This window comes from Cobetia sp. UIB-001, assembly GCF_044789135.1.
GTDB classification, from domain to species: Bacteria; Pseudomonadota; Gammaproteobacteria; order Pseudomonadales; family Halomonadaceae; genus Cobetia; species Cobetia amphilecti.
In genome coordinates, this window is the sequence record NZ_CP058244.1 from 3,040,378 (window position 1) to 3,066,430 (window position 26,053).

Here is a 26,053-nt window from a genome sequence, read left to right on the forward strand (position 1 = left end):
ACGACATGGCTGCCTCTGGCACCATCGACTCAACGCTCAAGGAAGAGTGACAGAGCGTTGGCTTGAATAACCTGCCGTTTGGCATGGCTGAATGCGCCGCCGGCAGGCTAGAATAGACGACTTGTGCGGCGCCAATCGATCGGCTTTCTTCAGGGTCTCGACTCGCCCTCGATTGCGCCCAGCCACCTACGCTTCATGCAAGGACTCGTGCCGTCACGATGAGCATCCCCAATATCCTGACTCTGATCCGCATCCTGTTCATTCCGCTGCTGGTGGTATGTTTCTATCTGCCTTATGCATGGAGCCTGCCGCTGACGGCGCTGCTCTTCGCACTGGCCGCCATCACCGACTGGTTCGATGGCTACCTGGCCCGCCTGTGGAATCAGACCACGCCCTTCGGCGCCTTCCTGGACCCCGTCGCCGACAAGCTGATGGTCGCGGTGGCACTGGGCCTGCTGATCGAACGCTACGACAGCCTGTGGATGACCATCCCGAGCCTGGTCATCATCGGTCGCGAGATCGTCATCTCGGCGCTGCGTGAGTGGATGGCCGAGATCGGCAAGCGCGGCAGCGTCGCGGTGTCCTGGGTCGGCAAGCTGAAGACGGCTGCCCAGATGCTGGCCCTGTTCATGCTGCTGTTCTTCGCTCCGGGCAGTGTCGGGGGCGATGCCGGCCTGGCCCTGCTGTATATCTCGGCAGCGCTGACGCTGTGGTCGATGATCAGCTACCTGCGTGCCGCCTGGCCGGAACTGGTGCGCTCGGTCTGACACTCCGTTCAGCCACGAGATGCTGCGAATGCCTCAACGCCCACCGCCCCTATGGCCGGTGGGCGTTTTCGTTTCCAGTGACCTGACTCGCGAGACAATTTTTCATTAACTGTTTGACAGCATGGGAATTATCCGTATAATTCGACCTCGAGTTCAGCGGGAATAGCTCAGTGGTAGAGCACAACCTTGCCAAGGTTGGGGTCGCGAGTTCGAATCTCGTTTCCCGCTCCAGTAACACCAGGTAGCGCAACATTCACCTGATTTACTGACTCATGTATCTGCAGCAGCATCAGCGGATACTCCTCGGATCAGACATCAGTTTCGACTGACATCTCGATCATTGAGGCTGGATGGCAGAGTGGTCATGCAGCGGACTGCAACTCCGTGTACGCCGGTTCGATTCCGACTCCAGCCTCCATTTCAGATACCGAAACATCCCCTGTTTCCTTCTGGAATGGATATGACACCCATCCCCTTCGGGTCGTCACACTCCCTTGCTTGTTTCGCTTTACATTGCTGCAACCCTGATGCTTTTTCGCTTGGCTATCGTCTGCTCTACGCCTTGCCAAGTCACTGCCTTGCCACATCATTTCTCTGTTTTCATCTGTCCAGTGATTCTGACAGTGTTCCGGCCCCGTCAGTGACTTCCCCTTTACATCTTCGCGCTTGGCACTGGCTATCTGTTTCCTTGCCCGCCTCCACCGCGCGCCATTTCGCGTCACTTGCCGCGATCATGCCGGGTGAAAATCGCTCTGCTTTCCCTCCTCAATGTCACCGCTCACGATGACCACAGACCGTCGCAATTTCATTGCATAACAGTCAGTTAAATCACGCATTCAGTAGAGTGTCATCGCCATTAAAGTTGACCTTGATCTGAAATATGATAAGTTATGCGCCAGTCTGCGCGGCCATGGTGGAATCGGTAGACACCGGAGACTTAAAATCTCCTGCCTTCGGGCGTGCCGGTTCGAGTCCGGCTGGCCGTACCAGATCAAGCAAGAGCCATACTGAATTCAAGAGCGCCGCTCCTCTCACGAGGGGCGGCGCTTTTTCATGCCTGTCACTTTTCATGTCTGATAAATTTCGAGCCTGTCACTTTTCAAACCTGAACACTACTCCGCTCGTCATGCCTCGCGCGGCCAGACGTCGAGAGAGGTAACCGTTGCTGGCAGCTCCTCGACACGAACAGTACCGACAATCACCTGGCCAGACGCCAGCAAGCTGCTTACATGCGACTACACTGAAGAGGTAGCGACGCCAGCGCTGGCTTCCAGCACGGCTCGCCCAGCCAACATGCATCAGTGCAGGAGCCAAACATGCTGACACTGCTCAAGAGTCCCGCCGATCACGTTGTCGCCCTGCATCTCGCAGGACATATCGATCAGGCCTCGCTCGCCCCCATCATCAAGGAATGCGACGAACGCCTGGCCCGCCATGAGCGAATCTCGTTGCTGGTGGAAATCGAGCGCTTTGGCCTGATCACACCCGCCGCCCTGCTCAATGACATCGGCTATGCCCTGCGCCACCTGGGAGACTTCGAGCGCGAAGCCATCATCAGCAAGGCCGACTGGCTGCGTCATGTCACCGAGTTCAGCAAGCATCTGGTGCGTTCCATCGAGGTGCGCCACTTCTCGCCCGACGAGCGCGAGGCTGCCTATGCCTGGGTCGCCGAGCCACCGCGTGGCGGTTCTGGCATCGGTGCTGGTGCCGACAAAGCCCCCGCCGGCCGTGATGCCCAGACCCCGGCGGCGAAACACCATCAGGCCTGAAGCCCCCGCCATCGAATGAGCCTCCAAAGCGCCCTGCCACCGCCTCATGGCAGGGTGCGCGTCAGCACCAATCCCGCCAGCATCAGCACCCCCATCGCCATCGCCCAGAGCTTCATCGCGCGCTCCACTTGCGGACGCTCTGCACAGCGCAGCAGCTGGAAGACCGTGATCAAGGGCAGCATGTAGCGCGTCTCGATCAGCTCCCGCGTGCAGATCATCAAGGCGAGCATCACCAGCAACAGACCACCATGCCCGAGCCGCAGCGGTGCCCTCAGCCACCAGAGCGCCATGCTGGTGGTCAGCAGCATGGTGACCCACAGCCCCACCGGGTGCTCATTGAGCCATAACAGCCAGCTATTGCGGATCGTCCAGCGCTGGAAATTGTAGTCATGCGTCACCTCAAAGCTCATCACCAGCATGACCCACACGCCCGCCAGCGCCCCCAGCAGCAGAATGCCCCGCCATGGCCAGGCACCCCGGGTGCACAGACGCCACAGCAGATGCCACTGCCTCGGCAAGTCGGCCAACCACAACGGCAGAAACACCACGCCGATCACGCCCAGGTAATAGCCGAGATTGCCGGTGTGCCAACCGGCCTGATGACGCGTGGTATCGCCCATGGCAATGCCGTCGTTCCAGACGACAAATCCGATGAAGGCGGCCACCGGAATCACGGCCACCCACCACCAGCGCACGATCAGCCCCCACCAGACGGAAAGCTGGGATAGCGGCGAGCGCAGCGGTGGCGCCATGCCGACAGCCTGCGACCCAGCCCCTGCCTGCGCATGCGTCATGAACAGCAACAGACCGCCCCACAACCCGAGCAGCACGATGCTGTCCTGCCGCAAGCCGAGACCGGCCAGGATCAGCACCAGCAACAGCAGACGCCGCTCACGCACCAGCGCGACGAGCTGCAGCGCGACCAGCACGATGATCCACGGGTCGGTATACACCAGCGCCAGATAGGGAAAGATGATCGGCAGCCATAGCCACTGCCAGCTCTGACGATTCGCCTGTTGCTGGGCATCGCTCTCATCGAGCATGGGGTCCAGGCGCCGATAGGCGCTCGGCAGCGCCCGCCAGGCCATGCACGCCATGACACTGAAGCCTAGCAGCGACAGGCCCCGCACCCAGTTCACCGAGGGCATCTCAGGCCAGCGTCCGGCCAGGGTGTCAGCCGCGAGAGGAAGATTGAGCCACTCCCCCAACGTCTGGAGTGTCATCAGCGCCACCGCCATGCTGGCGTGATACAGCGTCAGGGTGGTCAGCTTGGGGTGCTGACTCCAGTCGCCGGCGAGAAACTGGCGAATCTGCGCGAAATGCACTCCCTCATCGACGAAAGGGATCGGCAGGCAAAGACTCACCAGCCACAGGGAAACGCTCAGGCACGCCCCCAGTGCGAGCAACGCCAACCCCACCTTCAAGGGCCAGCGATGTCTGGCGCGCGCGTATCCCATGCGCTGATCGAGTGACGACATATCCTTGTCTCCTTGTCAGATCTCCCCGAGAAAGCCGTTCACGGCCCTCTCCAAAGGGAAATCCCGTGTCACCAGTATCGGCAGGCCGGCGCGGATTTTTCCAGTCTGGCCATGCACTTTGCCCCTCCAAGGCTCGCGGCAGTACAATGCGCTCAGTCTGCTTCGTTGATACGCCTGTAAAAGGCGTGCCGAAGACCTGCCTGTTCATGCTTCGCGACTGCGAAGCGTACCGATCAAAGCGACAAGTCGAGGGATCGCTGAGCCCATGCGTGCCAGTCAACTGCTGATTTCCACTCTCAAGGAAACCCCGTCCGACGCCGAAGTCGTCAGCCACCAGCTGATGCTGCGGGCCGGTTTCATCCGTCGCCTGACCTCCGGCCTCTACACCTGGATGCCACTGGGCCTGCGCACACTGCGCAAGGTCGAGCGCATCGTGCGTGAAGAGATGGACCGCTCCGGTGCCCAGGAACTGCTGATGCCGGCCGTGCAGCCAGCCGAGCTGTGGCAGGAGTCCGGTCGCTGGGAGCAGTACGGCCCCGAGCTGCTGCGCGTCGTTGACCGTCACCAGCGCGACTACTGTGTCGGCCCGACCCACGAGGAAGTCATCACCGACCTCGCGCGTCGTGAGCTGAACAGCTACAAGCAGCTGCCGGCCAACTTCTACCAGGTCCAGACCAAGTTCCGCGACGAGATTCGTCCGCGCTTCGGTGTGATGCGCTCGCGCGAGTTCGTGATGAAGGACGGTTACTCCTTCCACCTGGGCGAAGAATCCCTGAAAGAGACCTATCAGGTGATGTACGACACCTACGTGCGCATCTTCACGCGCCTGGGTCTCGACTTCCGTCCCGTCATCGCCGACAACGGCTCCATCGGTGGCACCGGCTCCCACGAATTCCACGTGCTGGCCGCCTCCGGTGAAGACGCCATCGCCTTCTCCACCGGCTCCGATTTCGCCGCCAACATCGAGAAGTGTGAAGCGCTGCCGGCACCGCTGGGCGAGACGCCTGAGCGCGCGGCACCGACCCAGGAGATGCAGCTGGTCGACACGCCGAACGCCAAGACCATCGCCGCACTGGTCGAACAGCACGGTCTGGACATCGAGAAGACCGTCAAGACGCTGATCGTCAAGGCGGCCGAAGGCGTCGAAGGGGGTCTGATCGCGCTGATGGTGCGTGGCGACCACGAGCTGAACGAGATCAAGGCCGAGCACCTGCCGCAGGTCGCCGAGCCGCTGACCATGGCCAGCGACGAGGAAGTGCGCGCCGCCGTCGGTGCCGGTTTCGGCTCCCTCGGTCCGGTCGGCCTCGAGATGCCGATCATCATCGATCGCAGTGTCGCACTGATGAGCGATTTCGGTGCCGGTGCCAACATCGAAGGCAAGCACCACTTCGGCCTCAACTGGGAGCGCGATCTGCCGCTGCCGGAAATCGCCGATATCCGCAACGTCGTCGCCGGTGACCCGTCGCCGGACGGCCAGGGCGTGATCGATATCGCACGCGGTATCGAGGTGGGTCACATCTTCCAGCTCGGCACCAAGTACTCCGAAGCCATGAACGCCACCGTGCTCGACGAGAACGGCAAGGCGCAGCCGCTGTCCATGGGCTGCTACGGCATCGGCGTGACCCGCGTGGTCGCCGCTGCCATCGAGCAGGGCAACGACAAGGGCGGCATCGTGCTGCCGGAAGCCATCGCGCCCTTCCAGGTCGCCATCGTGCCGATGAACGCCCACAAGTCCGTGCGCGTCAGCGAGACTGCCGAGCGCGTCTATCAGGAGCTGACCGCGGCCGGTTACGACGTGCTGCTGGATGATCGTGATCTGCGCCCGGGCAACAAGTTCGCCGACGGCGAGCTGCTGGGCATTCCGCATCGTCTGGTGATCGGTGATCGCGGTCTCGACAATGGCGAGTACGAGTACAAGGGTCGCACCGATGCCGAAGCGACCATGATCGCCGTCGACAGCCTGCTGGACTTCCTGGCCGAGCGCAGCGCGAGCTGAACTCGAGCAGCCTGAGCCATTCGCTCACGGCTGGCGCTATCGCAGCACCCAAGACAGCCCGCTCCTCTTCTCGAGGGGCGGGCTGTCTCGTTATCTGCCTTCCTTGAACATCCCATTACCGTCAACGCCGCGGTAACGGCATAATGGCGCCATGACTGATACGCAGGGACTGCGCATGACCATCTCACCGATTTCCCCTTCAGCGCCGCCCGTAAAAGGCGCTGCAGGCGACACCCCACCTCGCCGCCTGCGCCCGTGGCTGGCCGCTGTCCTGCTGACGTTGAGCGCTGCGTCTACCGGACTGACAAGCCCCCCGGTGCAGGCCGCCGCCGCGATCCCCGAGCATGGGCTGTCGCCGGGGCTGCGTGACAGCCTGCGCGAGGCCTTGGCCGAACCCGAGGCCTTCGAGGACCCCATCGATGCCCTGCACTGGGTATTGAGCATGCAGCAGCGCCTGGAGCGCTACATGCCGGACCGCGCCGCGCGCATCGACCTGCTGCGCAAGGTCCGTCGTGAAGCGACGCGCACAGGCCTGGCACCGGAGTTGATCCTGTCTGTCATCCAGGTCGAGAGCGCCTTCAAACCCACCGCGGTCTCCCACGCCGGTGCTCGTGGCCTGATGCAGGTCATGCCGTTCTGGAAGCGTGAGATCGGCGAGCCCGAAGACAACCTGCTCGATCAGGACACCAGCCTGCGCTACGGCGCCACCATCCTTGCCCACTACCTCAAGCGCGAGAAAGGCGACATCACCGATGCGCTGGCGCGCTACAACGGCAGCCTCGGCAAGACCTGGTACCCGGAGCGGGTGATGCGCGCCTGGACCACCCGCTGGTGGTATCAGGCGCCGGCGCCCTTCGTCGCCGAACGCACGCCCGAAGGCCTTGCCGACACCGCCGACGAAGATGCGTCACGACGCGCCGAGGCCAGCAGCACTGAGCCCGGCCAGTCCGGGTCACGCCACGGCCTCGAGCAAAGTGGTGGTGTTGAGCAAGGTGAGGGCATCGAGCAACATACCGACGCTGCGCACGGCCAGGGCCCGCTCGCCGCCGAGGATACCTTCGACGGCCCTGCCAACCGCTCGCTGGCCGCCGGCGGCAGTCCCTGACAGGCCCGACAGGCCCGACAGCGCCTGACAGACCCGACAGCAGGTGATGACAGCAGCTGTTGACGAGAAAAGCAGCAGACACGAAAAAGCCTCGCCCGGAACACCAGGCGAGGCTTTTTGCTTACCGCTTGCGATCAATCCTGCCGATCGTCAGACCAGGGTCGGGCCTGCCGCGATGATCGCCTCATCCACGCCGGCGAACTTCTTGAAGTTCTCGACGAACTTGGCTGACAGGTCACGCGCCTTGCTGTCGTAGGCAGCGCGGTCTTCCCAGGTCTCACGCGGGTCGAGCAGGCTGGTATCGACGCCCGGCACGCGTACCGGCACATCCAGGTTGAGCACGTCGATGTGACGCGTCTCGATGTCCGCCAGCGCACCGTTCTGGATCGCGCTGATGATGCCGCGCGTGGTCGGGATGGAGAAGCGTGAGCCGCCCTCACCGTAGGAGCCACCGGTCCAGCCGGTGTTGACCAGGTAGACGCGTGAGCCGAAGGCATCGATGCGCTTGATCAGCAGGTCGGCGTATTCACGTGCCGGACGCGGGAAGAACGGCGCGCCGAAGCAGGTGGAGAAGGTGGCTTCGAGACCGGCGGTGGAGCCCATCTCGGTGGAGCCGACCTTGGCGGTGTAGCCGGACAGGAAGTGATAGGCAGCGGCCTGCTTGCTGAGCACGGACACCGGCGGCAGCACGCCGGACATGTCGCAGGTCAGGAAGACGATGGCATTCGGCTCACCGGCACGGTTTTCCGGCACGCGCTTCTCGATGTGCTCCAGCGGGTAGGCGGCACGCGAGTTCTGGCTCAGACGGTCATCGCCGTAATCCGCGCCACGACGGTCATCCAGCACCACGTTTTCCAGCACGGCACCGAACTTGATCGCGTTCCAGATCACCGGCTCGTTCTTCTGGGACAGGTCGATGCACTTGGCGTAGCAGCCGCCTTCGATGTTGAAGACGGTGCCTTCGCCCCAGCCATGCTCGTCATCACCGATCAGGTAACGCGCCGGGTCGGCGGACAGGGTGGTCTTGCCGGTGCCGGACAGGCCGAAGAAAAGCGTGGTCTCGCCATCGTCACCGACGTTGGCGGAGCAGTGCATCGGCAGCACGTCCTTTTCCGGCAGCAGGAAGTTCTGCACCGAGAACATGGCCTTCTTCATCTCACCGGCGTAACGCATGCCCGCCAGCAGGACGCGGCGACGCGCGAAGTTGATCAGCACGACGCCGTCGGAGTTGGTGCCATCACGCTGTGGCTCGCAGGTGAAGTACGGCGCGTTGAGGATGGTCCACTCGCTCTTGTCCTTGGCATTGAAGCTGTCCGGACGCACGAACATGGTACGCGCGAACAGGTTGTGCCAGGCCGTCTCGGTGGTCACGCGGATCGGCAGGTAGTGCTCGAGGTCAGCCCCGACATGCAGCTCGGAGACGAAGCTGTCGCGCTCGCCGAGGTAGTCCTCGACGCGCTCCCACAGGGCGTCGAAACGCTCCGGGCTGAACGGGCGATTGACGCTGCCCCAGTCGATGGCGTCCGAGGTGGACGGCTCGTCGACGATGAAGCGGTCGTTCGGGGAGCGTCCGCTACGGGCGCCCGTCTCCACGACCAGCGCGCCGTTGTCGGCCAGACGTCCTTCGCCGCGAGCCACTGCCAGCTCGATCAGCTCTGCGCTGCTGAGATTGGTGTGAGTGGTCACCGCACTGTCTTGATGCTTGCTCATTCGCGTCTCCGCGGCTCAGGGCCGCCCTCTCTCTTGATGGCTGAAGCCAGATGCCCGAGGTACATGCCACAGGCTTATTTTGTGATCGATCGTTGCTGCCCGATCGCGCATGACGGCATGCCATGACACCGTCGATACCACCAGCACAGGGCATCCGGCCCTGTGCTGGCAAGGCATTATGGCAAAAAGGGTGTCGGGCGGAAACGCCCATTGTTGCAACACTTTGGCGCAGTCGCCGTCGCCTGACGGACGACGATATGTCAGACAATCATCATCCCCGTGGCCAGCCGCCGGCGCGTCGGGAAATGCTCAATGCACGACGGGGCTTTCGGCGTCAGGATCTTCGATGATCGCTTCCACTTCCGCGGCACTGAAGGAATAGCGGGTATGGCAGAAGTGACACTGGGTGGCCAGCTCGCCCTGCTCGGCGACGATCTGACGCAGCTCGTCGGCGGCGATGCTGTGCAGGGCAGCGCCCAGACGCTCGCGCGAACAGGTGCAGCCGAAGCGCAGCGCCTTGGGCTCATAGATGCGCACGGTTTCTTCGTGATAGAGACGATGCAGCACTTCCTGCTGGTCCAGCGTCAGCAGCTCCTCGGCCTTGAGGGTCTCGGCCAGATGCACGACGCGCTCCCAGGCATCCGGGTCCTTGTTGGCGTCATCGTTGGGCAGCTGCTGCAGCATCACGCCGCCGGTGCGCTTGCCATCGGCCATCAGCCACAGGCGGGTCGGCAGCTGCTCTGACTGGCTGAAGTAGCTCTCCAGGCAGCCGGCGAGGCTGTCCTGATCGATGGCCACGATGCCCTGATAGCGCTTGCCTTCACGTGGGTCGAGGGTGATCACGATCTGCCCCTGGCCGACCAGCTCCTGCAGGCTGGACTCTTCCGTCGGCAACACCGCTTCATCGCTGAGACGTGCGATGGCGCGCAGCTCACCGCCGGGGTTCGACTCGGCCATCAGCTGGCGCACGATACCGGTACCGCGCACTTCCAGCGTCATGGTGCCATCGAGCTTGATGGTCTCGGTCAGCAGCGCCACGGCCGCCAGCATCTCGCCCAGCTGGCGCGAGATGGCCTGCGGGTAGGAGTGACGATCGAGCACCTCGGCGTAGGCCTTGTCGAGTGTGACGATCTCGCCACGCACGTTGGTGGCATCGAACAGGAAGCGCTGGATCTGATCGAAGCTCGGCACGGCCGCATCGTCAGTGGAATGGGAATCTTGCATGTCGTGTTCGCTCATTGAGGGACCTCAAGGCAGGCATGAAGGGAGAGCGCACAAGCGCCCCCATGTCAGGCCGCCAACAACGATGTGCTGACACACATCGGTATGGAAATTCTGCCGGTCGGTGCCAAGGCACCCGGCGGTGACTCGCGCTGGCTCAGCTATCGGCATCCTGGCGCTGGAAGCGATGGATGTTGCGACGCTGTTTCTTGTCAGGACGGCCGGGAGGCGGCGTCATGCCCTGATTGCCGAGGCGACGCGTCTCGGCGTCACGCTCACGGCGCTCGCGGGACTCCTGCGTCTCCTGATAGAGCTTCTGGGCCTCGGGGGCGCCACGGCGCTGGTCGCTGAGGGCCAGCACCTCGACGACGAGGCGATCCCAGCCCTGCGGCACCTCGATCAGGGCGCCGACCTCGACGGTCTTGGAGGTTTTCACCTTGCCGCCGTTGTACTGGATCTTGCCGCCTTCGATGGCCTTCTTGGCCATGCCACGCGTCTTGAAGAAGCGCGCCGCCCACAACCACTTGTCGATACGTACCTGATCGCTCATGACGCCTCCTTGCCCTCCCCGTCGCTCGAGACTCCGGCATTGGCCACCTCAGGGCCCGCGCCCTCGGTCAGCACTGCAAAGCCGTCCAGGCCGTGCACACGCTCGAAATCACGCGCAGGGCGCTTCGAGTCCGGCTGACGCACGCCCAGCAGATGGGCAATGCCATAGGTGTGGGCACTTTCCAGTACCTGCGGATTGTCATCGATGAACAGGGTACGCGCCGGGTCGAAGGGCTCGATCTCGTTGAGCTTGTGCCAGAAGGCCTGCTCTTCCTTGGCGTGGCCCAGATCCGCGGACGACACCACGGCGTCGAAGTAGTCGCCCATGCCGGTCAGCGCGAACTTGAGATCGATGCCATGACGGTCGGCGTTGGTCGCCAGCACCACGCGTTGCGGCTGATCGCGCAGCCAGGCGAGGAAGTCCTCGGCCTCATGGCGATAGCCGATCAGATGCTGCACTTCACGCTTCAGGGCGACGACGTCGAGCTCGAGCTCACGGCTCCAGTAATCGAGGCTGTACCAGTTGAGCGTGCCGGACTCGCTGATGATGCGCGCCTTGAGATCGGCCTGCAGCGCCTCATCGAGGCGGTGCAGCTCGCAATAGCGCCTGGGCAGGTGTTCGAGCCAGAAGTGGCTGTCGAAGTGAAGGTCAAGCAGAGTGCCGTCCATGTCCAACAGCACGGTGTCGATAGTGTTCCAGTCAAGCATCGGATTCTGTCAGCCAGAGGGAAATTTGGCCTCATAGTGTAAAGCATGGCCCACGGGCGCGCATGTGCAACGAGGGGTGATGGCGGCTTGTGATTGCCCCGCTCGCGGCGGCCTGCCACGATGAGCGACAGTGTTCTCTCTTCTCATACTGCCTCGCGAGGACTTGCGATGGATGATGCGCCAGATACCGTTCACCCGACCATGAGTCATTCAGACGCCAGCCACACGCTGACGCCGCCGCGGATCGACTCACGCCGCGAGGTCGCACGCTCGCGCCTGTTCGCCGTCGAAGCGCTGGAATTGACCTTCTCCAATGGCGCCACCCGCAGCTTCGAGCGCCTCAAGAGCGGCGGTCACGGCGCGGTGATGATCGTCGCCATGCCCGACCCCGACCACGTGCTGCTGATCCGCGAATATGCCGCTGGCCCTGAGCAATATGTGCTGACCCTGCCCAAGGGACTGATCGACCCGGGCGAGGACCCGGTGACCGCCGCCAATCGCGAATTGATGGAAGAATGCGGTTTTGGCGCGCACAACATCGAGCCACTGGCCGAACTGAGCCTGGCGCCCAACTACATGGATCACCGCATGAACGTGATGCTGGCGCGCGACCTGTTCGAAAAGCGCCTGCCGGGCGATGAACCGGAACCGCTGGTCGTCGAGCGCCACCGCCTCGATGAACTGCCGGCGCTGCTGGCGCGTGAGGACTTCCACGAGGCGCGCGCGATCGCGGCGCTGTTCATGGCCCGCGAACGCCTGCTGGCCGGGGAAGATACCTACAGCCCTCGCTGGTGGTAGGGGCTTGCTGGCAAGCACTGGCCACAAGCCCTGAGGGGCCAGCCACCTTTTCCCTGCCCCTCACTCCCTGATTTACGTGCTCCCATACGACGACAAGCCCCCGCCAATGGCGGGGGCTTGTCGTTTCACTCGCGATGCGCTCAAGCGGGTCGTGCTGGCGACTCGTTCAGGCACCGCAAGATCCATTGCGGGTCTGGCCTGAAACCAGACCGTCAAGACACGTTTATTCGGTCTTCATGCTGCCATCAGCGGTGTTGGACGAACCGGATTCCGGGCTGACGCCCATGTGGTCTTCGCCTTTATCCATGACCTTGCCGTGCTTGGCGGACTCGGACTGGGCCGTGCCACCTTCCACCATCATGGAATCCTTCTTGGTGTTGGCAGAACCACTCTCGGTGTTGCGCTCGGTATCATCATGCACCTTGCCATCTTCATGACCCGCAGCAGTACCGCCCTCTACCTTGGTGGAGTGGGCGCCAGTGTTGGCGGAACCGGTGTTGCTGGATTCGTGGTGCTCGGCAAAGGCAGCGGTGGTCGGCAGTGCCAGGGCAGTCGCGAAAAGTGCAGCAGTCAGCTTCTTCATGATCCATCCTCCAGTAGCGGTCTGTTGCAAGAGACGAGCAGATGATTCGCTCGGCCGTTGCCGGTAAGCCTTCAAGAACCCCGAGACTGGATGTCTCGAGTTCCAGGCTCCACAAGACGCTCCTAACTATCTCAACGACGTCTTGTGGTACTGCGTCAAATCTTTGCGGCGCATCTATCGAACACCCTCTAGCGCGTCGGCTACTTGTCGGAGCATTCTTCAAAAAAACGTCACCAGAGTTGTACCCGAACCTGCTGGTGTCATTCTTGACGAAAGCGCCAATCTGCCGAGGCGTGTTGCGTCACATGCGCCCTGATGCCTAAAGATATGGAACTACAGGGCCAGACTTTCAAGCAGAGAAGGGAAAGAAAAATATCTTTCTTCCAGATTTCCTATACAAGAGTGAGATATCGGCTCGCGTTTAATTAGCGCCCATATGGGCTGCTGGCCGCTCATCAGGCGGCTTGTCGCGCGTCGGTTGCCTGACGCCATGCGTCAAGTGGCGCAAGATGGCTTGCAGTATTTTACTCAACGAAACATTTTGTAACCCTATAACTCCACGACATCGCCCATCTCTGCGGTCATCGGCAGTGGTTGCCACACCTCCCTCTGCAAGCACCGCCATCACCTGAATGACAGGAGACTCACATGCCAGACGTGCTGATCGGGGGACTCGCAGGACAGGGACCCAAGGGCCACATCACGCTAGCCGGGGCACTGGCCAATCGTCACGGTCTGGTCGCCGGTGCGACAGGTACCGGCAAGACCGTCACGTTGCAGGTGCTGGCAGAAGAGTTTTCACGCATGGGAGTGCCGGTGTTCACCGCCGACGTCAAGGGTGACCTCTCCGGCATCGCCGCGGCGGGTAACCCGCATCCGCGCGTCGATGAACGCCTCGCCAGCCTCGACATCAATGACTGGCAGCCTCAGGCCGCGCCCGTCAGGCTGTGGGATCTGTTCGGCAAGAGCGGACATGCAGTGCGCGCCAGCGTGGCTTCCATGGGGCCTGAGCTGATGTCGACTCTGCTGGAATTGAACGACACCCAGAGTGGCCTGATGCACCTGGCCTTCGATCATGCCGAGCGTGAAGGGCTGGAGCTGATCGACCTCAAGGACCTGATCAGCCTGCTTAAGCATATCGAGCGTGAACGCGAGGGCTTCGAGGATCGCTATGGCAGTGTCAGCCCCCAGAGTCTCGGCGCCATGCTGCGCCGGGTGCATGTGCTGGCCACCCAGGGCGGCGAGCGCTTCTTCTCCGAACCGGCGCTCGACATCAATGACATGCTGGCGACCACGGGCGAGGGAGACCAGACACGCGGCTTCATCAATCTGCTCGATGGGCGTGAGTTGATGCAGAGTCCACGTCTCTACACCACCTTCCTGCTGTGGTTCCTGTCGACACTCTTTCGCACCCTCCCAGAACGCGGCGATGCCGACCGCCCGGTGCTGGTGTTCTTCTTCGACGAGGCCCACCTGCTGTTCGATGCCGCTCCCAAGGCATTGCTTGAGCGCCTCGAGCAGACGGTGCGCCTGATTCGCTCCAAGGGGGTCGGCGTCTACTTCGTGACCCAATCCCCCGCCGACATCCCCGATGACGTGCTCGGTCAGCTGGGCAACCGGATCCAGCATGCCCTGCGCGCCTTCACTCCGCGCGACCAGAAGGCCGTCAAGACCGCTGCCGAGACCTTCCGCCCCAACCCGGCCCTCGATACGGCTCAGGTGATCACGGAGCTGGGCGTGGGCGAGGCATTGGTCTCGGTGCTCGACAGCAAGGGTACGCCCACCCAGGTGGAGCGCACCTTGATCGCACCGCCACGTGGGCGGATCGGCCCGTTGAGTGACAGCGAGCGCACAGCGCTGCTGGCAAGCTCATCACTGGCCGGTCGCTATGGTGAGGTGATAGATCGTGAATCGGCTCACGAGCGTCTCGAGGCGCAACTGACGAGCTCGGCGACGGCCCAGGTTCGGCCACAGGAGACGCCAGCGGCAACGCCTGACACCACGCCGCCTGCCACAGAACGGGATGAAAGCGCTCAAGCTGCTGCCAACGCTGCCCGCCGCGACACCGAGCACACAAGTCCGGTGGCCGAAAGCGCCCCACGCTCAGGCGGCAGTCAGCGTCAGGGCGTCATGGAGACCCTGCTCAAGTCCGTGATGCGCGCCCTGGGGTCGCAGCTGGGACGGACACTGATTCGCAGTCTGCTGCGCTCCTTCACTCGCCGCTGAGGCTCGCTCCCTTCAGTCTGATACCACGCCAACAGCCTGACGCCACGCCAACAGCCTGACGCCTCGCCAACAGCCTGAAGCGCTCCTTGGCAAGGAAAGGCTTTTCCCGGCAAGCAAGCTCTCGAGACTGAGAGACTCATCCTTCACGAAAAGCAGGACATCACCCATGGTCATTTGACCATGGGTGATGTCCTGCTTTCGCTATCCAAGGCTGCTGACATCATATCGTCGCGCAAACTTCATTCGCTCTCGGCAAGGAGACGCCATACTGATGATTGCTGCTTACCGGCAGCACACCATGACACACACGCGCTTGCCACTACTCTCGGGGAGACTGGACGATGTGCATGAGCAATGAAGCATTGGAATTGTGGCTGAACGACAACTGGTTCTCGATCGAACTGGCGTTGGAAGCCATCGATATGGAAGCGACAGCGGAACCTCAGCTGGCAGAAGCCGCCTGAGCCAACAACGTTACGCATGACAACAGCGGGATCCTGCCTGCCCCACCGGTGACACCAGGTGTGAAACGGCACAGGACACGGATGACAGGACAAGCGGCACACAGACTCTGCCACGCATGACGACACAGCATGGTGGGCAGAGAAAGAACTTGTCGGGGAGGCCGTCGATCAGCCATCGACCGGCCTCCCCGTTTCTTTTGTACCACCAGAGTCACGGCCTGGCGCGTCTCCAATCCAGTCGCACCTCGAAAGGCCCCATCAGTCTTACGTATATGAACAGTTGATTTTCTGCCCCAGTAAAACGCCCGTTCATCGCTCCGAGCCACCATACTTGTTGTCTGGCCATTCCCTCTACCCGCAACATGCAAGATAAGGATGTCACATGCTGCCTACTCCGCCCGCGCGACCACCCTCCTCGGGGCACTCGAGTCCAGTTGATACCTCAGAGCTCTCGCCACAAGCCGCCGCCGCGACTGTCTTCCTCAATGAGAATCTCGGACCCGCCCAGCTGCAAGCGTTGTTTGCCCTGACACTCGCCCCTGCGGGAACCTTCAGCGAACAGCTCAGAGAGTACCTGGTGATCGCTTGCAGCCTGCTGGGGATGACCACCGGCATCCTCGGCCACGCTGAGGCCAATCGCTATGAAATCATGGCGGCGGTCAATCCGCCGCCCGGCAAGGTCGAGGGCGCGATCGCACCGCTGAACGAGACCTACTGCAATGAAGTCGTTGAGCAGGCAGGCTGCATCGCCTACGCCAATATCGCGAGCACGCCAGCACTCGAGACTCATCCGGCCCTCAAGTCGATGCCCTTCCAGAGCTATATCGCCGCCCCGGTGTGGACCGAAGGCCGTCTGACCGGCACCGTCTGCTTCGGCGACAACTCACCGCGCGCGGCAGATTTCAGCGCCAGCGATCGTGCACTGGTCGAGACACTGGCCAGCCTGCTGGGAGGCTTGATCGATCGCGAGAATGCGCGCAAGCGGCTGACCAGTGAACTGGGCAACCTGCGCCTCGCCTACCAGGAGATGGAGCTGCTGTTCTCGCGCTGCCAGCTCCCGATGGCGATCATGGACTTCCATGGCCATTGGACACGTCTCAATCCGGCGCTGGCCCAACTGCTGGGGACGGAGAGGAGTGAACTGCAGCGCGGCGCGCTGGAGGATGTCTCCCACCCTGCTGACATGCAGGCCTGTCAGGAGGCACTTCTGGCCATGCAGGCCGGCGAGATCACCCACTTCGAGCAGCCGCATCGCTATCTGGGCAGACAGGGGCAGATCATCGAAGTCATGCTGCATCTGGATGTGATCGACAGCCACTCCGGCGTCATTCTCAGCCAGCACCAGGATCTCAGCGAGCAGCGCTCCCACGAGGAGAGCCTGGCCCGCATGCGGCACAAGCTGGCCAGCATGGCGCCCCCGGGCCCGGCCGTGCCGTCGGTGCTGGACAAGCTGTTGCCCACGGAAATCTTCGCGCAACAGCTGGATGGTGAGATTGCGCGCAGTGCGCGCCATGGGCAGCCACTGTCGATCCTGCTGCTCAACGTGGATGCCTTTACCGACTTCAATCGCCAGTACGGCCGCGCCGCAGGAGACCGTGCACTGCAGCAGGTCTCCACCATCCTGCGCAACGCGACACGCAAGAGCGACCTGCTCAGCCAGCGCGATGATGGCTCGCTGATCGCGGTGCTGGGCCAGACCGATTCCAGCGGCGCCATCATCCTCGCCGAGCGCGTCCGTCATGCCACGGCAGAACTGCATGGTCTCGATGGGCCGGTCACCTGCAGCATCGGGCTGACCTGCTATCACCCGGCGCCCGATACGCTCACGCTAGCCAACCGTCTCGAGCTCTGCGAGCGCGCCCAGCACGCACTCAAGAAGGCCAAACGCCAGGGACGCAATCGCGTGCGCTTCCTGGAGCTTGAGCCGATCATCCCGACGGACACCTTCGCAAGCCCCCAGGCCCCGAGCGGCTTCCCCTCACCCGATCTGCCCTGAGTGGCGCCTTTCGTGTGTGCGACCTGCCACGGATGCCCTTCAGACACATCCCCATCAACGACAACGGCCACCCCGAAGGGTGGCCGTTGTCGTTTGACTCACTCAGCACTCACTCAGTACTCACAAAGGAGACATACAGGAGTCACACAGGCTTGCGCGGTGTCTCAGCGCAGAGGCCTGCTCAGAGACCGGGTCAGATATCTGAAGCCGATTCTCAGTCCAGCTTGCTCAGGTCGCGCACGGCGCCCTTGTCAGCAGAGGTCGCCAGCAAGGCATAGGCCTTGAGCGCGGCGGAGACACGACGGTTGCGCTGGATGCTTGGCTTCCAGGCATCCTTGCCGCGGGCATCCATCGCTTCACGGCGCTCATGCAGCTCGCTGTCGCTCAGCTTGACGTTGATGGTGCGGTTCGGGATGTCGATCAGGATGGTGTCGCCATGCTCGACCAGACCGATGGCGCCGCCCGCCGCCGCTTCCGGAGACGCGTGACCGATGGACAGGCCCGAGGTACCGCCGGAGAAACGACCGTCAGTGAGCAGCGCACACGCCTTGCCCAGCCCCTTGGACTTGAGATAGGACGTCGGGTAGAGCATTTCCTGCATGCCCGGACCGCCCTTCGGCCCTTCGTAGCGGATGATCACGACGTCGCCTTCCTTGACCTTGTCGGCCAGGATGTCTTCCACCGCCTGATCCTGGGACTCGCAGACGTAGGCACGGCCTTCGAAGACGAGGATGGAGTCATCGACGCCAGCGGTCTTCACCACGCAACCATCCAGTGCGATGTTGCCGTACAGCACGGCCAGGCCGCCCTGGGTGGAGAAGCAATGGTCGTAATCGCGGATACAGCCCTGGGCGCGATCACCATCCAGACTCGGCCAGCGCGCGCTCTGCGAGAAGGCGGTCTGGGTCGGAATACCGCCCGGGCCGGCGCGATAGAATTCGACGACTTCATCAGTGGGCGAACGCATGATGTCCCACTCTTCCAGCGCCGCAGACAGCGAGTCGCCGTAGACGGTCGGCACTGAGGTATCCAGCACACCGGCGCGATCCAGCTCGCCCAGGATCCCCATGATGCCGCCGGCACGATGGACATCCTCGATGTGATATTTCTGGGTATTCGGCGCCACCTTGCACATCTGCGGCACGCTATGGGACAGCTTGTCGATGTCAGACATGGTGAAGTCGACACCGGCTTCCTGAGCGGCGGCCAGCAGGTGCAGGATGGTGTTGGTCGAGCCACCCATGGCGATATCCAACGTCATCGCGTTGGCGAAGGCGGCGCGGGAGCCGATGGCACGCGGCAACAGATGCTCTTCGTTGCCTTCGTAGTAACGGCGCGCCAGCTCGACGATGCGATGCCCGGCATTCTCGAACAGGCGACGACGATCGGAGTGCGTGGCCAGTACGGTGCCGTTGCCCGGCAATGCCAGACCCAGCGCTTCCATCAGGCAGTTCATGGAGTTGGCCGTGAACATGCCCGAGCAGCTGCCACAGGTCGGGCAGGCGCTGCGCTCGATCTCGGCGACCGTCTCGTCGTCGACGCTGTCATCGGCGGCGATGACCATGGCATCGACCAGATCGAGGCCGTGATCCAGCAGCTTGGTCTTGCCGGCTTCCATCGGGCCGCCGGAGACGAAGATGACCGGGATGTTGAGGCGCATGGCGGCCATCAACATCCCCGGGGTGATCTTGTCACAGTTGGAGATGCACACCAGCGCATCCGCACAGTGGGCATTCACCATGTATTCGACGCTATCGGCGATCAGGTCACGCGACGGCAGCGAATACAGCATGCCGTCGTGGCCCATGGCGATGCCATCATCGACCGCGATGGTGTTGAATTCCTTGGCGACGCCGCCGGCCTTCTCGATCTCGCGCGCGACCAGCTGACCCATGTCCTTGAGGTGGACGTGGCCCGGCACGAACTGGGTGAAGGAGTTGGCAACGGCGATGATCGGCTTCTGGAAGTCGCCATCTTTCATGCCGGTGGCGCGCCACAGGGCGCGAGCGCCGGCCATGTTACGACCTGCGGTGGTCGTACGGGAGCGATACTCTGGCATGGTAAACCTCATTCAATGCTTGGCCGCTCTCCTGTGCGAGAGGGACTGATTCATGGAATTGCGCCTGGCGGGGTCAGAAAACTGACGCCGCCCTTCTGCGCAATCCGCTGCAGAATCACTCCGCACGGGAGCGGCTTCTGTTTTGGTCAGGCGGCGCCCCGCTCGGGGTACGCACACCTGGTGTCCAGAGGAGACGCGTGCCTCTTGGGTCAACGCTGTCTGCCTAGGGTCAATTCTGTCATGTACCGGCCCCGCTTGCCTACCAGATAGCGCCGCCCACGCCATCAGCAGCCCCGAAAGATGCCGACAAGCGCCGAAAGCGTTGAATGAAGCGGCCTCTAGCGTGGGCCTGCGGCGGGAGGCGCTGATTACACTGAAGGACGACACATCAGGCAATGCCAGACACCCCACAAGGAACAGGAGTCACCCATGGCCGGAAAATTCGTCATCACTCGGGGCAAGGACAGCAAGTTCTACTTTGCGCTGAAGGCAGGCAACGGCGAGAAGATCCTGCAGAGTCAGGGCTATGCCGACAAGCGCGGCTGCCTGAACGGCGTGGAATCCGTGCGCAAGAATGCCGTCGAAGAAAAACGCTTCACCCGGGAAGTCGCCAAGGACGGACGTTTCTATTTCACCTTGCTGGCCGCCAACAGCCAGCAGATCGGTCGCAGCCAGATGTACAAGTCGGAATCCGGCCGCGACAACGGCATCGCCAGCGTCGGGCGCAATGCCGCCGAGGCGGCCGTCCTCGAGCAACTCGACACCGCCTGAGCACGAGCTAGCCAGCCCAGCCCCTTTCCCGACCACCCTCCCGACCATTCTTCCAATCGCTCTCCCAGACTCTCCCGGAATCGACAGACCCAAGCCAAGGAAGAAGAAAGCACAGCAACGACAGAGGCCCCGCCAATTGGCGGGGCCTCTGTCGTCTTGCGGCTGACTTCGCGCTGGTGGAGCTCAACATCTGGCGCTCAGCATCTGGGCTCGGGGCCTGGCAATCAGCGCTTGTCACTCACGCCTCGCCGCTGATCACACACCACTCAATGACGCTGGGCGCTGTCACTGTCGAAGACCACACGCGAGACATCCGCGTAGCGCGCCGCGAAGTGCACGATCATGCCTTCCTTCAAGTATTCCGGCAGCTCATCGTAATCGCGCTGGTTGGCCTGCGGCAGAATCAGCTCGTAGATATCACTGCGCCGTGCCGCAATCACCTTTTCGCGGATACCGCCCACCGGCAGCACCTGACCCGTCAAGGTCAGCTCACCTGTCATCGCCAGCCCCTTGCGCGGCGCCTGATGCTTGGCCAACGACATCAACGCCGTGGTCATGGTCACGCCGGCGCTGGGGCCATCCTTGGGCGTCGCACCTTCAGGCACGTGCAGGTGAATGAAGGACTCGTTGAAGAAGTCCGCCTCGGCATCGTAGGCCTCGAGATTGGCCAGCGTATAGGAGTAGGCGATGTTGGCGGACTCCTGCATCACGTCGCCCAGCTTGCCGGTCAGCTTCAAGCCTCTTGTCAGGCCATGCACCCGGGTGGCTTCGATGGGCAGAGTCGCACCGCCCATGCTGGTCCAGGCAAGCCCGGTCACCACGCCTTCGCCGGCCAGGACCTTCTCGCGACGGAAGATCGGCGCACCGAGGAATTCCTCGAGGTTCTTGACCGAGACCTTCACGGTCGGAAGCTCCTCTTCCAGCAACTTCACCGCCGCCTTGCGCACGATACGGTGCAGCTGTTTCTCCAGCTGGCGCACGCCGGCCTCACGGGCATAGCCCTCGATGACCTGACGCAGCGCGGCGTCACTCAGATTGATGCGCTTCTTGGGGATATTGTCGCGGGTCAGCAGCTTCGGCCACAGGTGGTGCTTGGCGATCGCCATCTTCTCCTCGGCGATGTAGCCGGAGAGGCGAATCTGCTCCATGCGGTCCAGCAGCGGGCCGGGGATGCTGTCCAGCGTATTGGCGGTACACACGAACAGCACCTTGGAGAGATCGAGGCGCACATCGAGGTAATGATCGAGGAAGTCGACGTTCTGCTCCGGGTCCAGCACCTCGAGCAGCGCCGAGGCCGGATCGCCCTGGAAGGACTGCCCCAGCTTGTCGATCTCATCGAGCATGATCACCGGGTTCTCGACCTTGACCTCCTTGAGCGCCTGCACCAGCTTGCCGGGCATGGCGCCCACGTAGGTGCGGCGATGACCCTTGATCTCGGACTCATCGCGCATGCCGCCGATCGAGAAGCGATAGAACTCGCGTCCCAGCGCCTGGGCGATGGAGCGCCCGATGGAGGTCTTGCCCACGCCGGGCGGGCCGACCAGCAGCAGGATCGAGCCGCCGACATCGCCCTTGAAGGTGCCCTCGGCCAGAAACTCGACGATACGTGACTTCACATCATCCAGCCCATCGTGATCGCGATTGAGCACGGTACGCGCATGGGCCAGATTGAGCTGATCGGTGGAGGTGATGCCCCACGGCAGCGAGGTCAGCCAGTCAAGATAGTTGCGTGTGGTGCCGTATTCCGGCGAGCCGGTCTCCAGCACCGACAGCTTGTCGAGCTCATCATCGATGCGCGACTGAACCCGCTCCGGCACCTTGAGCTCGTCGAGACGGCCGCGGAAGGTATCGACGTCATTCTCGCGATCATCCTTGGAGATGCCCAGTTCACGCTGGATGACCTTGAGCTGTTCGCGCAGGAAGAATTCGCGCTGATGCTTTTCCATCTGCGCGTTGACCTGCTGGGAGATCTCGGTCTGCAGCTGTGCGACCTCGATTTCCTTGCGCAGCAGGGGCAGCACCTTCTGCATGCGCTCCATCACCGGCAGCGACTCCAGCACCTCCTGCAGCTCAGCGCCCTTGGCCGAGGTGATGGCGGCGGCGAAATCGGTCAGCGGACCCGGTTCATGCGGGCTGAAGCGGTTGAGGTACTGCTTGAGCTCCTCGCCGTACAGCGGGTTGATCGGCAGCAGTTCCTTGATGCCGTTGATCATCGCCATCGCATAGGCGCGCGCCTCATCGCTCTCGGCATCGACCGGCTCGCGCGGATAGGTGACCTCGACCAGATAGGGAGGCTTGCGCGACAGCCAGCGCGTGATGCGGAAGCGGCGCAGCCCCTGGGCGATGAACTGTACCTGGTCATCGCCGTCTTCAGGCTTGTGGACGCGCACGGCGGAGCCGATCTCGGGGAAATGCTCGACCCCCAGCTCATCGACCTCGACATCGCCGACGAAGGCCAGACCGACAGCATGATGCGGCGTATTGCCGACCAGCTGCATGGTCTCGGCCCAACGCTGCTTGTTGATTACCAGCGGCTGGACCTGGGCCGGGAAGAACGGGCGATTGTGAATCGGCAGCAGGTAGATGCGCTCCGGCAGCTGGTCACCACTCGGCACCAGCCCACCCGAGGCGGAAGAAGAAGGCTCTTGTGACTGGCTGTCATCCTCGAAGCCGGCAAGAATATCGTCGTTATCGGAAATCTCTTCGTGACGTGGCATGCAACCCTCATGAAACCAGGCCTCGGTTGAGGCGATCATCTCCACCAATGCGGCCAGTGAGACACTTTATCAAGGCAGGCTTGCCGCGCTGGGGGCGCAACACTGCGTGTTCAGGGTGGCACCTGATGCGCCCCCTGGAAACGACAATGCCCGCCATGAGGCGGGCATTGTCGTTTCCAGCATACTGCGCGGCGCTCAGTAGATCGGGGTGCCGTTGATCTTCACGCTGTCACCGTCGATCTCGACCACGAGGTTGCGGTCGGCGGCCTGCGGAGAGACACCCGCCATCATGGCCATCATCGGCGGCACGTTGCGGAACTCGAAGCGCCCGCTCAGACGATTCAGGAAGGCCTGCTGACCCGGCACGGTCTGCAGCTCCTGGATGGTCAGGTCGGTGATGTCGGCACCATCGAGAATCATCTGGCCATCACCCTGCATGTCGACGCCGAAGGCATCGCTCTTGGCATTCAGCGATTCCAGCGTCATGCGCGGAGAGGTGCTCAGCATGGTGAACAGCGGCGCTTCGACCTTCTCGAGGATGGCGACCTGCTGCTCTTCGCTCAGCTCCTCGAACGGCTTGCCCGCTTCTTCCAGCAAGCCCTGCAGCTGGGTGATGAAGTCATAGACGGCTGCGCCCTGCAGACGGTCGATCGAGATGGACACGTCGCCGCTGGCCATCTGCTGATCACCCGCACTGACATCCTGCACCGACAGCTTCATCAGATAGCGCAGCTCGGTCGGGTCCAGACGCGTTTCGCCGCTGTAACGGATATCGCTGGCGACTACTGGCGGCTGACCGGTGCCGTTGTCGATGGTCAGGGTGTCCAGCACGATCTTGTCGTCCTGGCGGAAGTCATTGTCCGCCCCGCGATAGATGCCGTTGAGGCTCAGGGTGCCGACGCTGACCTTCTCGGCGCCATTGGTGATATCGAACGGCGTGATCTCGCCATCCACGGTGATTTCCGGCGTGTCACCGCCATCGTGGGAGGCCAGCAGCTCGCCGCCCTGGAAGTCGATGCGCGTGCCGCTCTCCGGGTCCTGCCAGTCAAAGGCCGGCAAGGTCAGGGTGGTGTCGCTGGCGCCGCTGAAGTTGTCGACGCTGCCATCGAAGGCGATCGCCTTGCCATCGCCGAGCACTTCGGCGAAGACATCGCGTGACGGCGTACCGTACAGCACCTTGAAGTTGCCCTGCATGGTGGTCGACAGCAGGCCGTGGCCGGCTTCATAGGGCAATACGATGCGCATGGGACCTTCACCGTCCCCGGTGGCGAGTTCCATCTCTACCCGGCCCGTGGAGCCGAACCAGCCGCTGTCGACATCCTCACGGGTCGCCTTGATGTCGGAGCTCCTGTCGAGCTCTGCCACCATGCGGGCCATCTCATCTTCAAAGCGCTGGCTTGAGTAAGCCACGCCGCCGACATAGCCGGCTGCCCCGATGACGACCACTGCCGTCGCGGTTATCAGTCCCTTGCCCATCGCATTAACCCTTGTCCGTTATTGGAGCATCACACCGTCTGCGCGGTGCCTCTTGTCGCATCTGCTTCCATCAGTGAAACATGTGCGTGAGCCTCGCCACCAAGGCAGCGAAGCGTCAGTGCAACCACAGCCACAGATGCATCGTCGACCAGGCATAGATACCGGCGAAGACGTCATCCAGCATGATGCCGAAGCCACCGGCAACCCGGCGGTCGGCCCAGCGAATCGGCCATGGCTTGAGAATATCGAAGACCCGGAAGACCACGAAGCCCCATAGCGCTGCCTGCCAAGAGAATGGCACGGCGGCCATCGTGATCCAATAGCCGACGAATTCGTCCCAGACGATCCCGGAGTGATCATGCACACCGAGATCGCGCGAGGTGCGATCACAGATCCAGATCCCGACCAGCGACGCGACCAGCACGATGGCCAGATACGGCCACAGCGTGAGGTTGGTCATCAGCCAGTAGAACGGGATTGCCGCGAGAGTACCGAAGGTGCCCGGTGCAAAGGGCGCGGTACCACTGCCCAGCCCGAAGGCCAGGAAGTGCACGGGGCGCCGCCAGACACTGGCGGGTGCGCGATTCATGATGCCACCCCGTTCGCGTTGCGTGGCGATGCATCACCGCCGGAGCCGTCTGCCCCAGAGGCCTGCGAGGCAGAGAAATGCTGCCAGCTCTGGCCCGTCGCTGCCTGCTCAACGCCCTTGTCCATCAGCATCACGCGCGGCGCATCGCTGCCCGCCGCCTGCATGCGACCGATGACATTCAAGGACAGGTTGAGTGAGCGCAGGGCAAGCCTGGCCGTCTCGAGGTTCTCTGCGGGCAGCGTGAGCAACAGCTCGTAATCGTCGCCGCCATTGAGGACCGCCTCGCGGGCGCCCTGCTCGCCCAGCGCCGTGATCAGCTCCGGCGCCAGCGGCAGTTCGCCAAGCTCCAGCGCCGCCGACAGCTGACTGGCACGACAGATGTGTGCCAGGTCGCCCATCACGCCATCGGAGACATCCAGGCCCGCACTGGCCAGCTCACGCAGCGCCAGCCCCGCATCGACCCGCGGTTCTGGTCGCAGGTAGGCCGCCAGGCAAGGATTCAGCACATCGCGTACGCCATCCTGCCAGGCCTTGAGGCCAGCATGCGCCAGCCCCGGCAGGCCGGTGACCGCGATGAGATCCCCCTCACGGGCACCATCACGCCGCAGAATCGGGCGGGTCACGCTGTCGGCCTGCTGGGCAGGCTCGAGCACGCACGGCAGCTCGCCATGCACGGTGATCGTGATGGAGAGCGGGCCGCGCGTGACGTCGCCGCCTACCAGCGCGATGCCGTAGCGATCCGCCAGCGCGTGGAAACCGGCCGCGAAACCATGCAGCCAGTCTTCATCCACGTCCGGCAACGTCAGGGCCAGCAACGCCCAGCGCGGGGTCGCGCCCATCGCCGCCAGATCAGACAGATTGACGGCCAGGGCGCGATGGCCAATGGACGCCGCAGGCGCATCCGGCGGGAAGTGCACCCCCGCCACCGAGGTATCGACACTGACCGCCATCTGCATGCCATCACTGGCGGCAAGAAGTGCACAGTCGTCACCCGGCCCCAGCAACACGCCCGGTGCCCCGGACAGATCGCGCTGGAAGTAGCGGGCAATCAGCTCGAATTCACCTGGCATG

Annotated in this window: 19 protein-coding genes and 3 tRNA genes; 11 read left to right on the top strand and 11 right to left on the bottom strand. The window is 62.9% G+C overall.

The genetic code is table 11. The features are described from left to right. Window positions 1-218 precede the first annotated feature (218 nt). The 5 genes from pgsA (at window position 219) to HA399_RS12695 (ending at window position 2,536) form a co-directional block, all read left to right on the top strand. Window positions 219-767 carry a CDP-diacylglycerol--glycerol-3-phosphate 3-phosphatidyltransferase gene (pgsA, locus tag HA399_RS12675; protein WP_043331361.1) on the top strand — a complete coding sequence of 183 codons (549 nt, stop codon included), beginning with the start codon at window positions 219-221 and terminating at the stop codon, window positions 765-767. Window positions 768-923: 156 nt separating this feature from the next. After that, window positions 924-998, top strand: a tRNA-Gly gene (locus HA399_RS12680). Between the two features lie 113 nt (window positions 999-1,111). After that, window positions 1,112-1,185, top strand: a tRNA-Cys gene (locus HA399_RS12685). Between the two features lie 486 nt (window positions 1,186-1,671). Continuing rightward, window positions 1,672-1,756 (top strand) — tRNA-Leu (locus HA399_RS12690). A gap of 327 nt (window positions 1,757-2,083) precedes the next feature. Next, window positions 2,084-2,536 carry an STAS/SEC14 domain-containing protein gene (locus HA399_RS12695; protein ID WP_404325166.1) on the top strand — a complete coding sequence of 151 codons (453 nt, stop codon included), beginning with the start codon at window positions 2,084-2,086 and terminating at the stop codon, window positions 2,534-2,536. 44 nt (window positions 2,537-2,580) lie between these two features. On the opposite strand, the gene HA399_RS12700 is transcribed toward HA399_RS12695, so the two are convergent. After that, complete coding sequence (locus HA399_RS12700) at window positions 2,581-4,014, bottom strand: hypothetical protein (protein ID WP_404325167.1); 1,434 nt, start codon at window positions 4,012-4,014, stop codon at window positions 2,581-2,583. A 265-nt stretch (window positions 4,015-4,279) separates the two neighbouring features. Here HA399_RS12700 and HA399_RS12705 point away from each other — a divergent pair, with 265 nt between their 5' ends. Both HA399_RS12705 and HA399_RS12710 read left to right on the top strand, forming a co-directional pair. Next, window positions 4,280-6,010 carry a proline--tRNA ligase gene (locus HA399_RS12705; protein WP_404325168.1) on the top strand — a complete coding sequence of 577 codons (1,731 nt, stop codon included), beginning with the start codon at window positions 4,280-4,282 and terminating at the stop codon, window positions 6,008-6,010. Between the two features lie 175 nt (window positions 6,011-6,185). Next, complete coding sequence (locus HA399_RS12710; protein WP_404325169.1) at window positions 6,186-7,115, top strand: lytic transglycosylase domain-containing protein; 930 nt, start codon at window positions 6,186-6,188, stop codon at window positions 7,113-7,115. 150 nt (window positions 7,116-7,265) lie between these two features. Here HA399_RS12710 and HA399_RS12715 read toward each other — a convergent pair whose 3' ends face one another. From HA399_RS12715 to yrfG, 4 genes are all read right to left on the bottom strand, one after another. After that, window positions 7,266-8,825: a phosphoenolpyruvate carboxykinase gene (locus HA399_RS12715; RefSeq protein WP_404325170.1), complete on the bottom strand. Its 1,560-nt coding sequence runs from the start codon at window positions 8,823-8,825 to the stop codon at window positions 7,266-7,268. A gap of 309 nt (window positions 8,826-9,134) precedes the next feature. Next, a complete protein-coding gene (gene hslO, locus HA399_RS12720; protein WP_404325171.1) occupies window positions 9,135-10,049 on the bottom strand; it encodes an Hsp33 family molecular chaperone HslO in 915 nt (304 codons plus the stop codon). 154 nt (window positions 10,050-10,203) lie between these two features. Continuing rightward, window positions 10,204-10,596: an RNA-binding S4 domain-containing protein gene (locus tag HA399_RS12725; RefSeq protein ID WP_303569931.1), complete on the bottom strand. Its 393-nt coding sequence runs from the start codon at window positions 10,594-10,596 to the stop codon at window positions 10,204-10,206. Beyond that, window positions 10,593-11,303 carry a GMP/IMP nucleotidase gene (yrfG, locus tag HA399_RS12730; RefSeq protein ID WP_082388286.1) on the bottom strand — a complete coding sequence of 237 codons (711 nt, stop codon included), beginning with the start codon at window positions 11,301-11,303 and terminating at the stop codon, window positions 10,593-10,595. Before yrfG ends, HA399_RS12725 begins: the two co-directional genes overlap by 4 nt. Before the next feature lie 201 nt (window positions 11,304-11,504). On the opposite strand from yrfG, the gene nudE reads away from it, so the two are divergent. Continuing rightward, complete coding sequence (nudE, locus tag HA399_RS12735) at window positions 11,505-12,101, top strand: ADP compounds hydrolase NudE (protein ID WP_404326981.1); 597 nt, start codon at window positions 11,505-11,507, stop codon at window positions 12,099-12,101. A gap of 223 nt (window positions 12,102-12,324) precedes the next feature. Here nudE and HA399_RS12740 read toward each other — a convergent pair whose 3' ends face one another. Then, window positions 12,325-12,684 carry a hypothetical protein gene (locus tag HA399_RS12740; protein WP_043331367.1) on the bottom strand — a complete coding sequence of 120 codons (360 nt, stop codon included), beginning with the start codon at window positions 12,682-12,684 and terminating at the stop codon, window positions 12,325-12,327. A 648-nt stretch (window positions 12,685-13,332) separates the two neighbouring features. On the opposite strand from HA399_RS12740, the gene HA399_RS12745 reads away from it, so the two are divergent. Further along, window positions 13,333-14,910, top strand: a complete 1,578-nt coding sequence (locus HA399_RS12745; protein ID WP_404325172.1) for a helicase HerA-like domain-containing protein — start codon at window positions 13,333-13,335, stop codon at window positions 14,908-14,910. 846 nt (window positions 14,911-15,756) lie between these two features. Next, the gene (locus HA399_RS12750; RefSeq protein WP_404325173.1) at window positions 15,757-17,370 is read left to right on the top strand and encodes a diguanylate cyclase domain-containing protein; all 1,614 of its coding nucleotides are present in this window, start codon (window positions 15,757-15,759) and stop codon (window positions 17,368-17,370) included. Window positions 17,371-17,584: 214 nt separating this feature from the next. Here HA399_RS12750 and ilvD read toward each other — a convergent pair whose 3' ends face one another. Next, complete coding sequence (gene ilvD, locus HA399_RS12755) at window positions 17,585-19,429, bottom strand: dihydroxy-acid dehydratase (RefSeq protein WP_107336223.1); 1,845 nt, start codon at window positions 19,427-19,429, stop codon at window positions 17,585-17,587. Between the two features lie 429 nt (window positions 19,430-19,858). On the opposite strand from ilvD, the gene HA399_RS12760 reads away from it, so the two are divergent. After that, window positions 19,859-20,200: a YegP family protein gene (locus HA399_RS12760; protein WP_043331370.1), complete on the top strand. Its 342-nt coding sequence runs from the start codon at window positions 19,859-19,861 to the stop codon at window positions 20,198-20,200. Window positions 20,201-20,466: 266 nt separating this feature from the next. On the opposite strand, the gene lon is transcribed toward HA399_RS12760, so the two are convergent. From lon to thiL, 4 genes are all read right to left on the bottom strand, one after another. Beyond that, window positions 20,467-22,917: an endopeptidase La gene (gene lon, locus HA399_RS12765; protein WP_084589197.1), complete on the bottom strand. Its 2,451-nt coding sequence runs from the start codon at window positions 22,915-22,917 to the stop codon at window positions 20,467-20,469. A gap of 195 nt (window positions 22,918-23,112) precedes the next feature. Beyond that, complete coding sequence (locus HA399_RS12770; protein ID WP_404325174.1) at window positions 23,113-24,393, bottom strand: DUF945 family protein; 1,281 nt, start codon at window positions 24,391-24,393, stop codon at window positions 23,113-23,115. A 115-nt stretch (window positions 24,394-24,508) separates the two neighbouring features. Then, entirely contained in the window at window positions 24,509-24,982 is a 474-nt protein-coding gene (locus HA399_RS12775) for a phosphatidylglycerophosphatase A (RefSeq protein ID WP_043331372.1), read from the bottom strand. Next, window positions 24,979-26,052 (bottom strand): thiamine-phosphate kinase, encoded by a 1,074-nt coding sequence (thiL, locus tag HA399_RS12780; protein ID WP_404325175.1) that lies wholly within the window; start codon window positions 26,050-26,052, stop codon window positions 24,979-24,981. Before thiL ends, HA399_RS12775 begins: the two co-directional genes overlap by 4 nt. Between the last annotated feature and the right edge of the window lies 1 nt (window position 26,053).

What these genes read in the sequence shown, in the direction of transcription:
- thiL (WP_404325175.1), bottom strand. Translation starts at nt 26,052, where the DNA reads ATGCCAGGTGAATTCGAGCTGATTGCCCGCTACTTCCAGCGCGATCTG.
- HA399_RS12710 (WP_404325169.1), top strand. Translation starts at nt 6,186, where the DNA reads ATGACCATCTCACCGATTTCCCCTTCAGCGCCGCCCGTAAAAGGCGCT.
- hslO (WP_404325171.1), bottom strand. Translation starts at nt 10,049, where the DNA reads ATGCAAGATTCCCATTCCACTGACGATGCGGCCGTGCCGAGCTTCGAT.
- HA399_RS12760 (WP_043331370.1), top strand. Translation starts at nt 19,859, where the DNA reads ATGGCCGGAAAATTCGTCATCACTCGGGGCAAGGACAGCAAGTTCTAC.
- pgsA (WP_043331361.1), top strand. Translation starts at nt 219, where the DNA reads ATGAGCATCCCCAATATCCTGACTCTGATCCGCATCCTGTTCATTCCG.
- HA399_RS12695 (WP_404325166.1), top strand. Translation starts at nt 2,084, where the DNA reads ATGCTGACACTGCTCAAGAGTCCCGCCGATCACGTTGTCGCCCTGCAT.
- HA399_RS12715 (WP_404325170.1), bottom strand. Translation starts at nt 8,825, where the DNA reads ATGAGCAAGCATCAAGACAGTGCGGTGACCACTCACACCAATCTCAGC.
- HA399_RS12775 (WP_043331372.1), bottom strand. Translation starts at nt 24,982, where the DNA reads ATGAATCGCGCACCCGCCAGTGTCTGGCGGCGCCCCGTGCACTTCCTG.
- yrfG (WP_082388286.1), bottom strand. Translation starts at nt 11,303, where the DNA reads ATGCTTGACTGGAACACTATCGACACCGTGCTGTTGGACATGGACGGC.
- HA399_RS12745 (WP_404325172.1), top strand. Translation starts at nt 13,333, where the DNA reads ATGCCAGACGTGCTGATCGGGGGACTCGCAGGACAGGGACCCAAGGGC.
- HA399_RS12750 (WP_404325173.1), top strand. Translation starts at nt 15,757, where the DNA reads ATGCTGCCTACTCCGCCCGCGCGACCACCCTCCTCGGGGCACTCGAGT.
- HA399_RS12700 (WP_404325167.1), bottom strand. Translation starts at nt 4,014, where the DNA reads ATGTCGTCACTCGATCAGCGCATGGGATACGCGCGCGCCAGACATCGC.
- nudE (WP_404326981.1), top strand. Translation starts at nt 11,505, where the DNA reads ATGAGTCATTCAGACGCCAGCCACACGCTGACGCCGCCGCGGATCGAC.
- HA399_RS12705 (WP_404325168.1), top strand. Translation starts at nt 4,280, where the DNA reads ATGCGTGCCAGTCAACTGCTGATTTCCACTCTCAAGGAAACCCCGTCC.
- HA399_RS12725 (WP_303569931.1), bottom strand. Translation starts at nt 10,596, where the DNA reads ATGAGCGATCAGGTACGTATCGACAAGTGGTTGTGGGCGGCGCGCTTC.
- ilvD (WP_107336223.1), bottom strand. Translation starts at nt 19,429, where the DNA reads ATGCCAGAGTATCGCTCCCGTACGACCACCGCAGGTCGTAACATGGCC.
- HA399_RS12740 (WP_043331367.1), bottom strand. Translation starts at nt 12,684, where the DNA reads ATGAAGAAGCTGACTGCTGCACTTTTCGCGACTGCCCTGGCACTGCCG.
- HA399_RS12770 (WP_404325174.1), bottom strand. Translation starts at nt 24,393, where the DNA reads ATGGGCAAGGGACTGATAACCGCGACGGCAGTGGTCGTCATCGGGGCA.
- lon (WP_084589197.1), bottom strand. Translation starts at nt 22,917, where the DNA reads ATGCCACGTCACGAAGAGATTTCCGATAACGACGATATTCTTGCCGGC.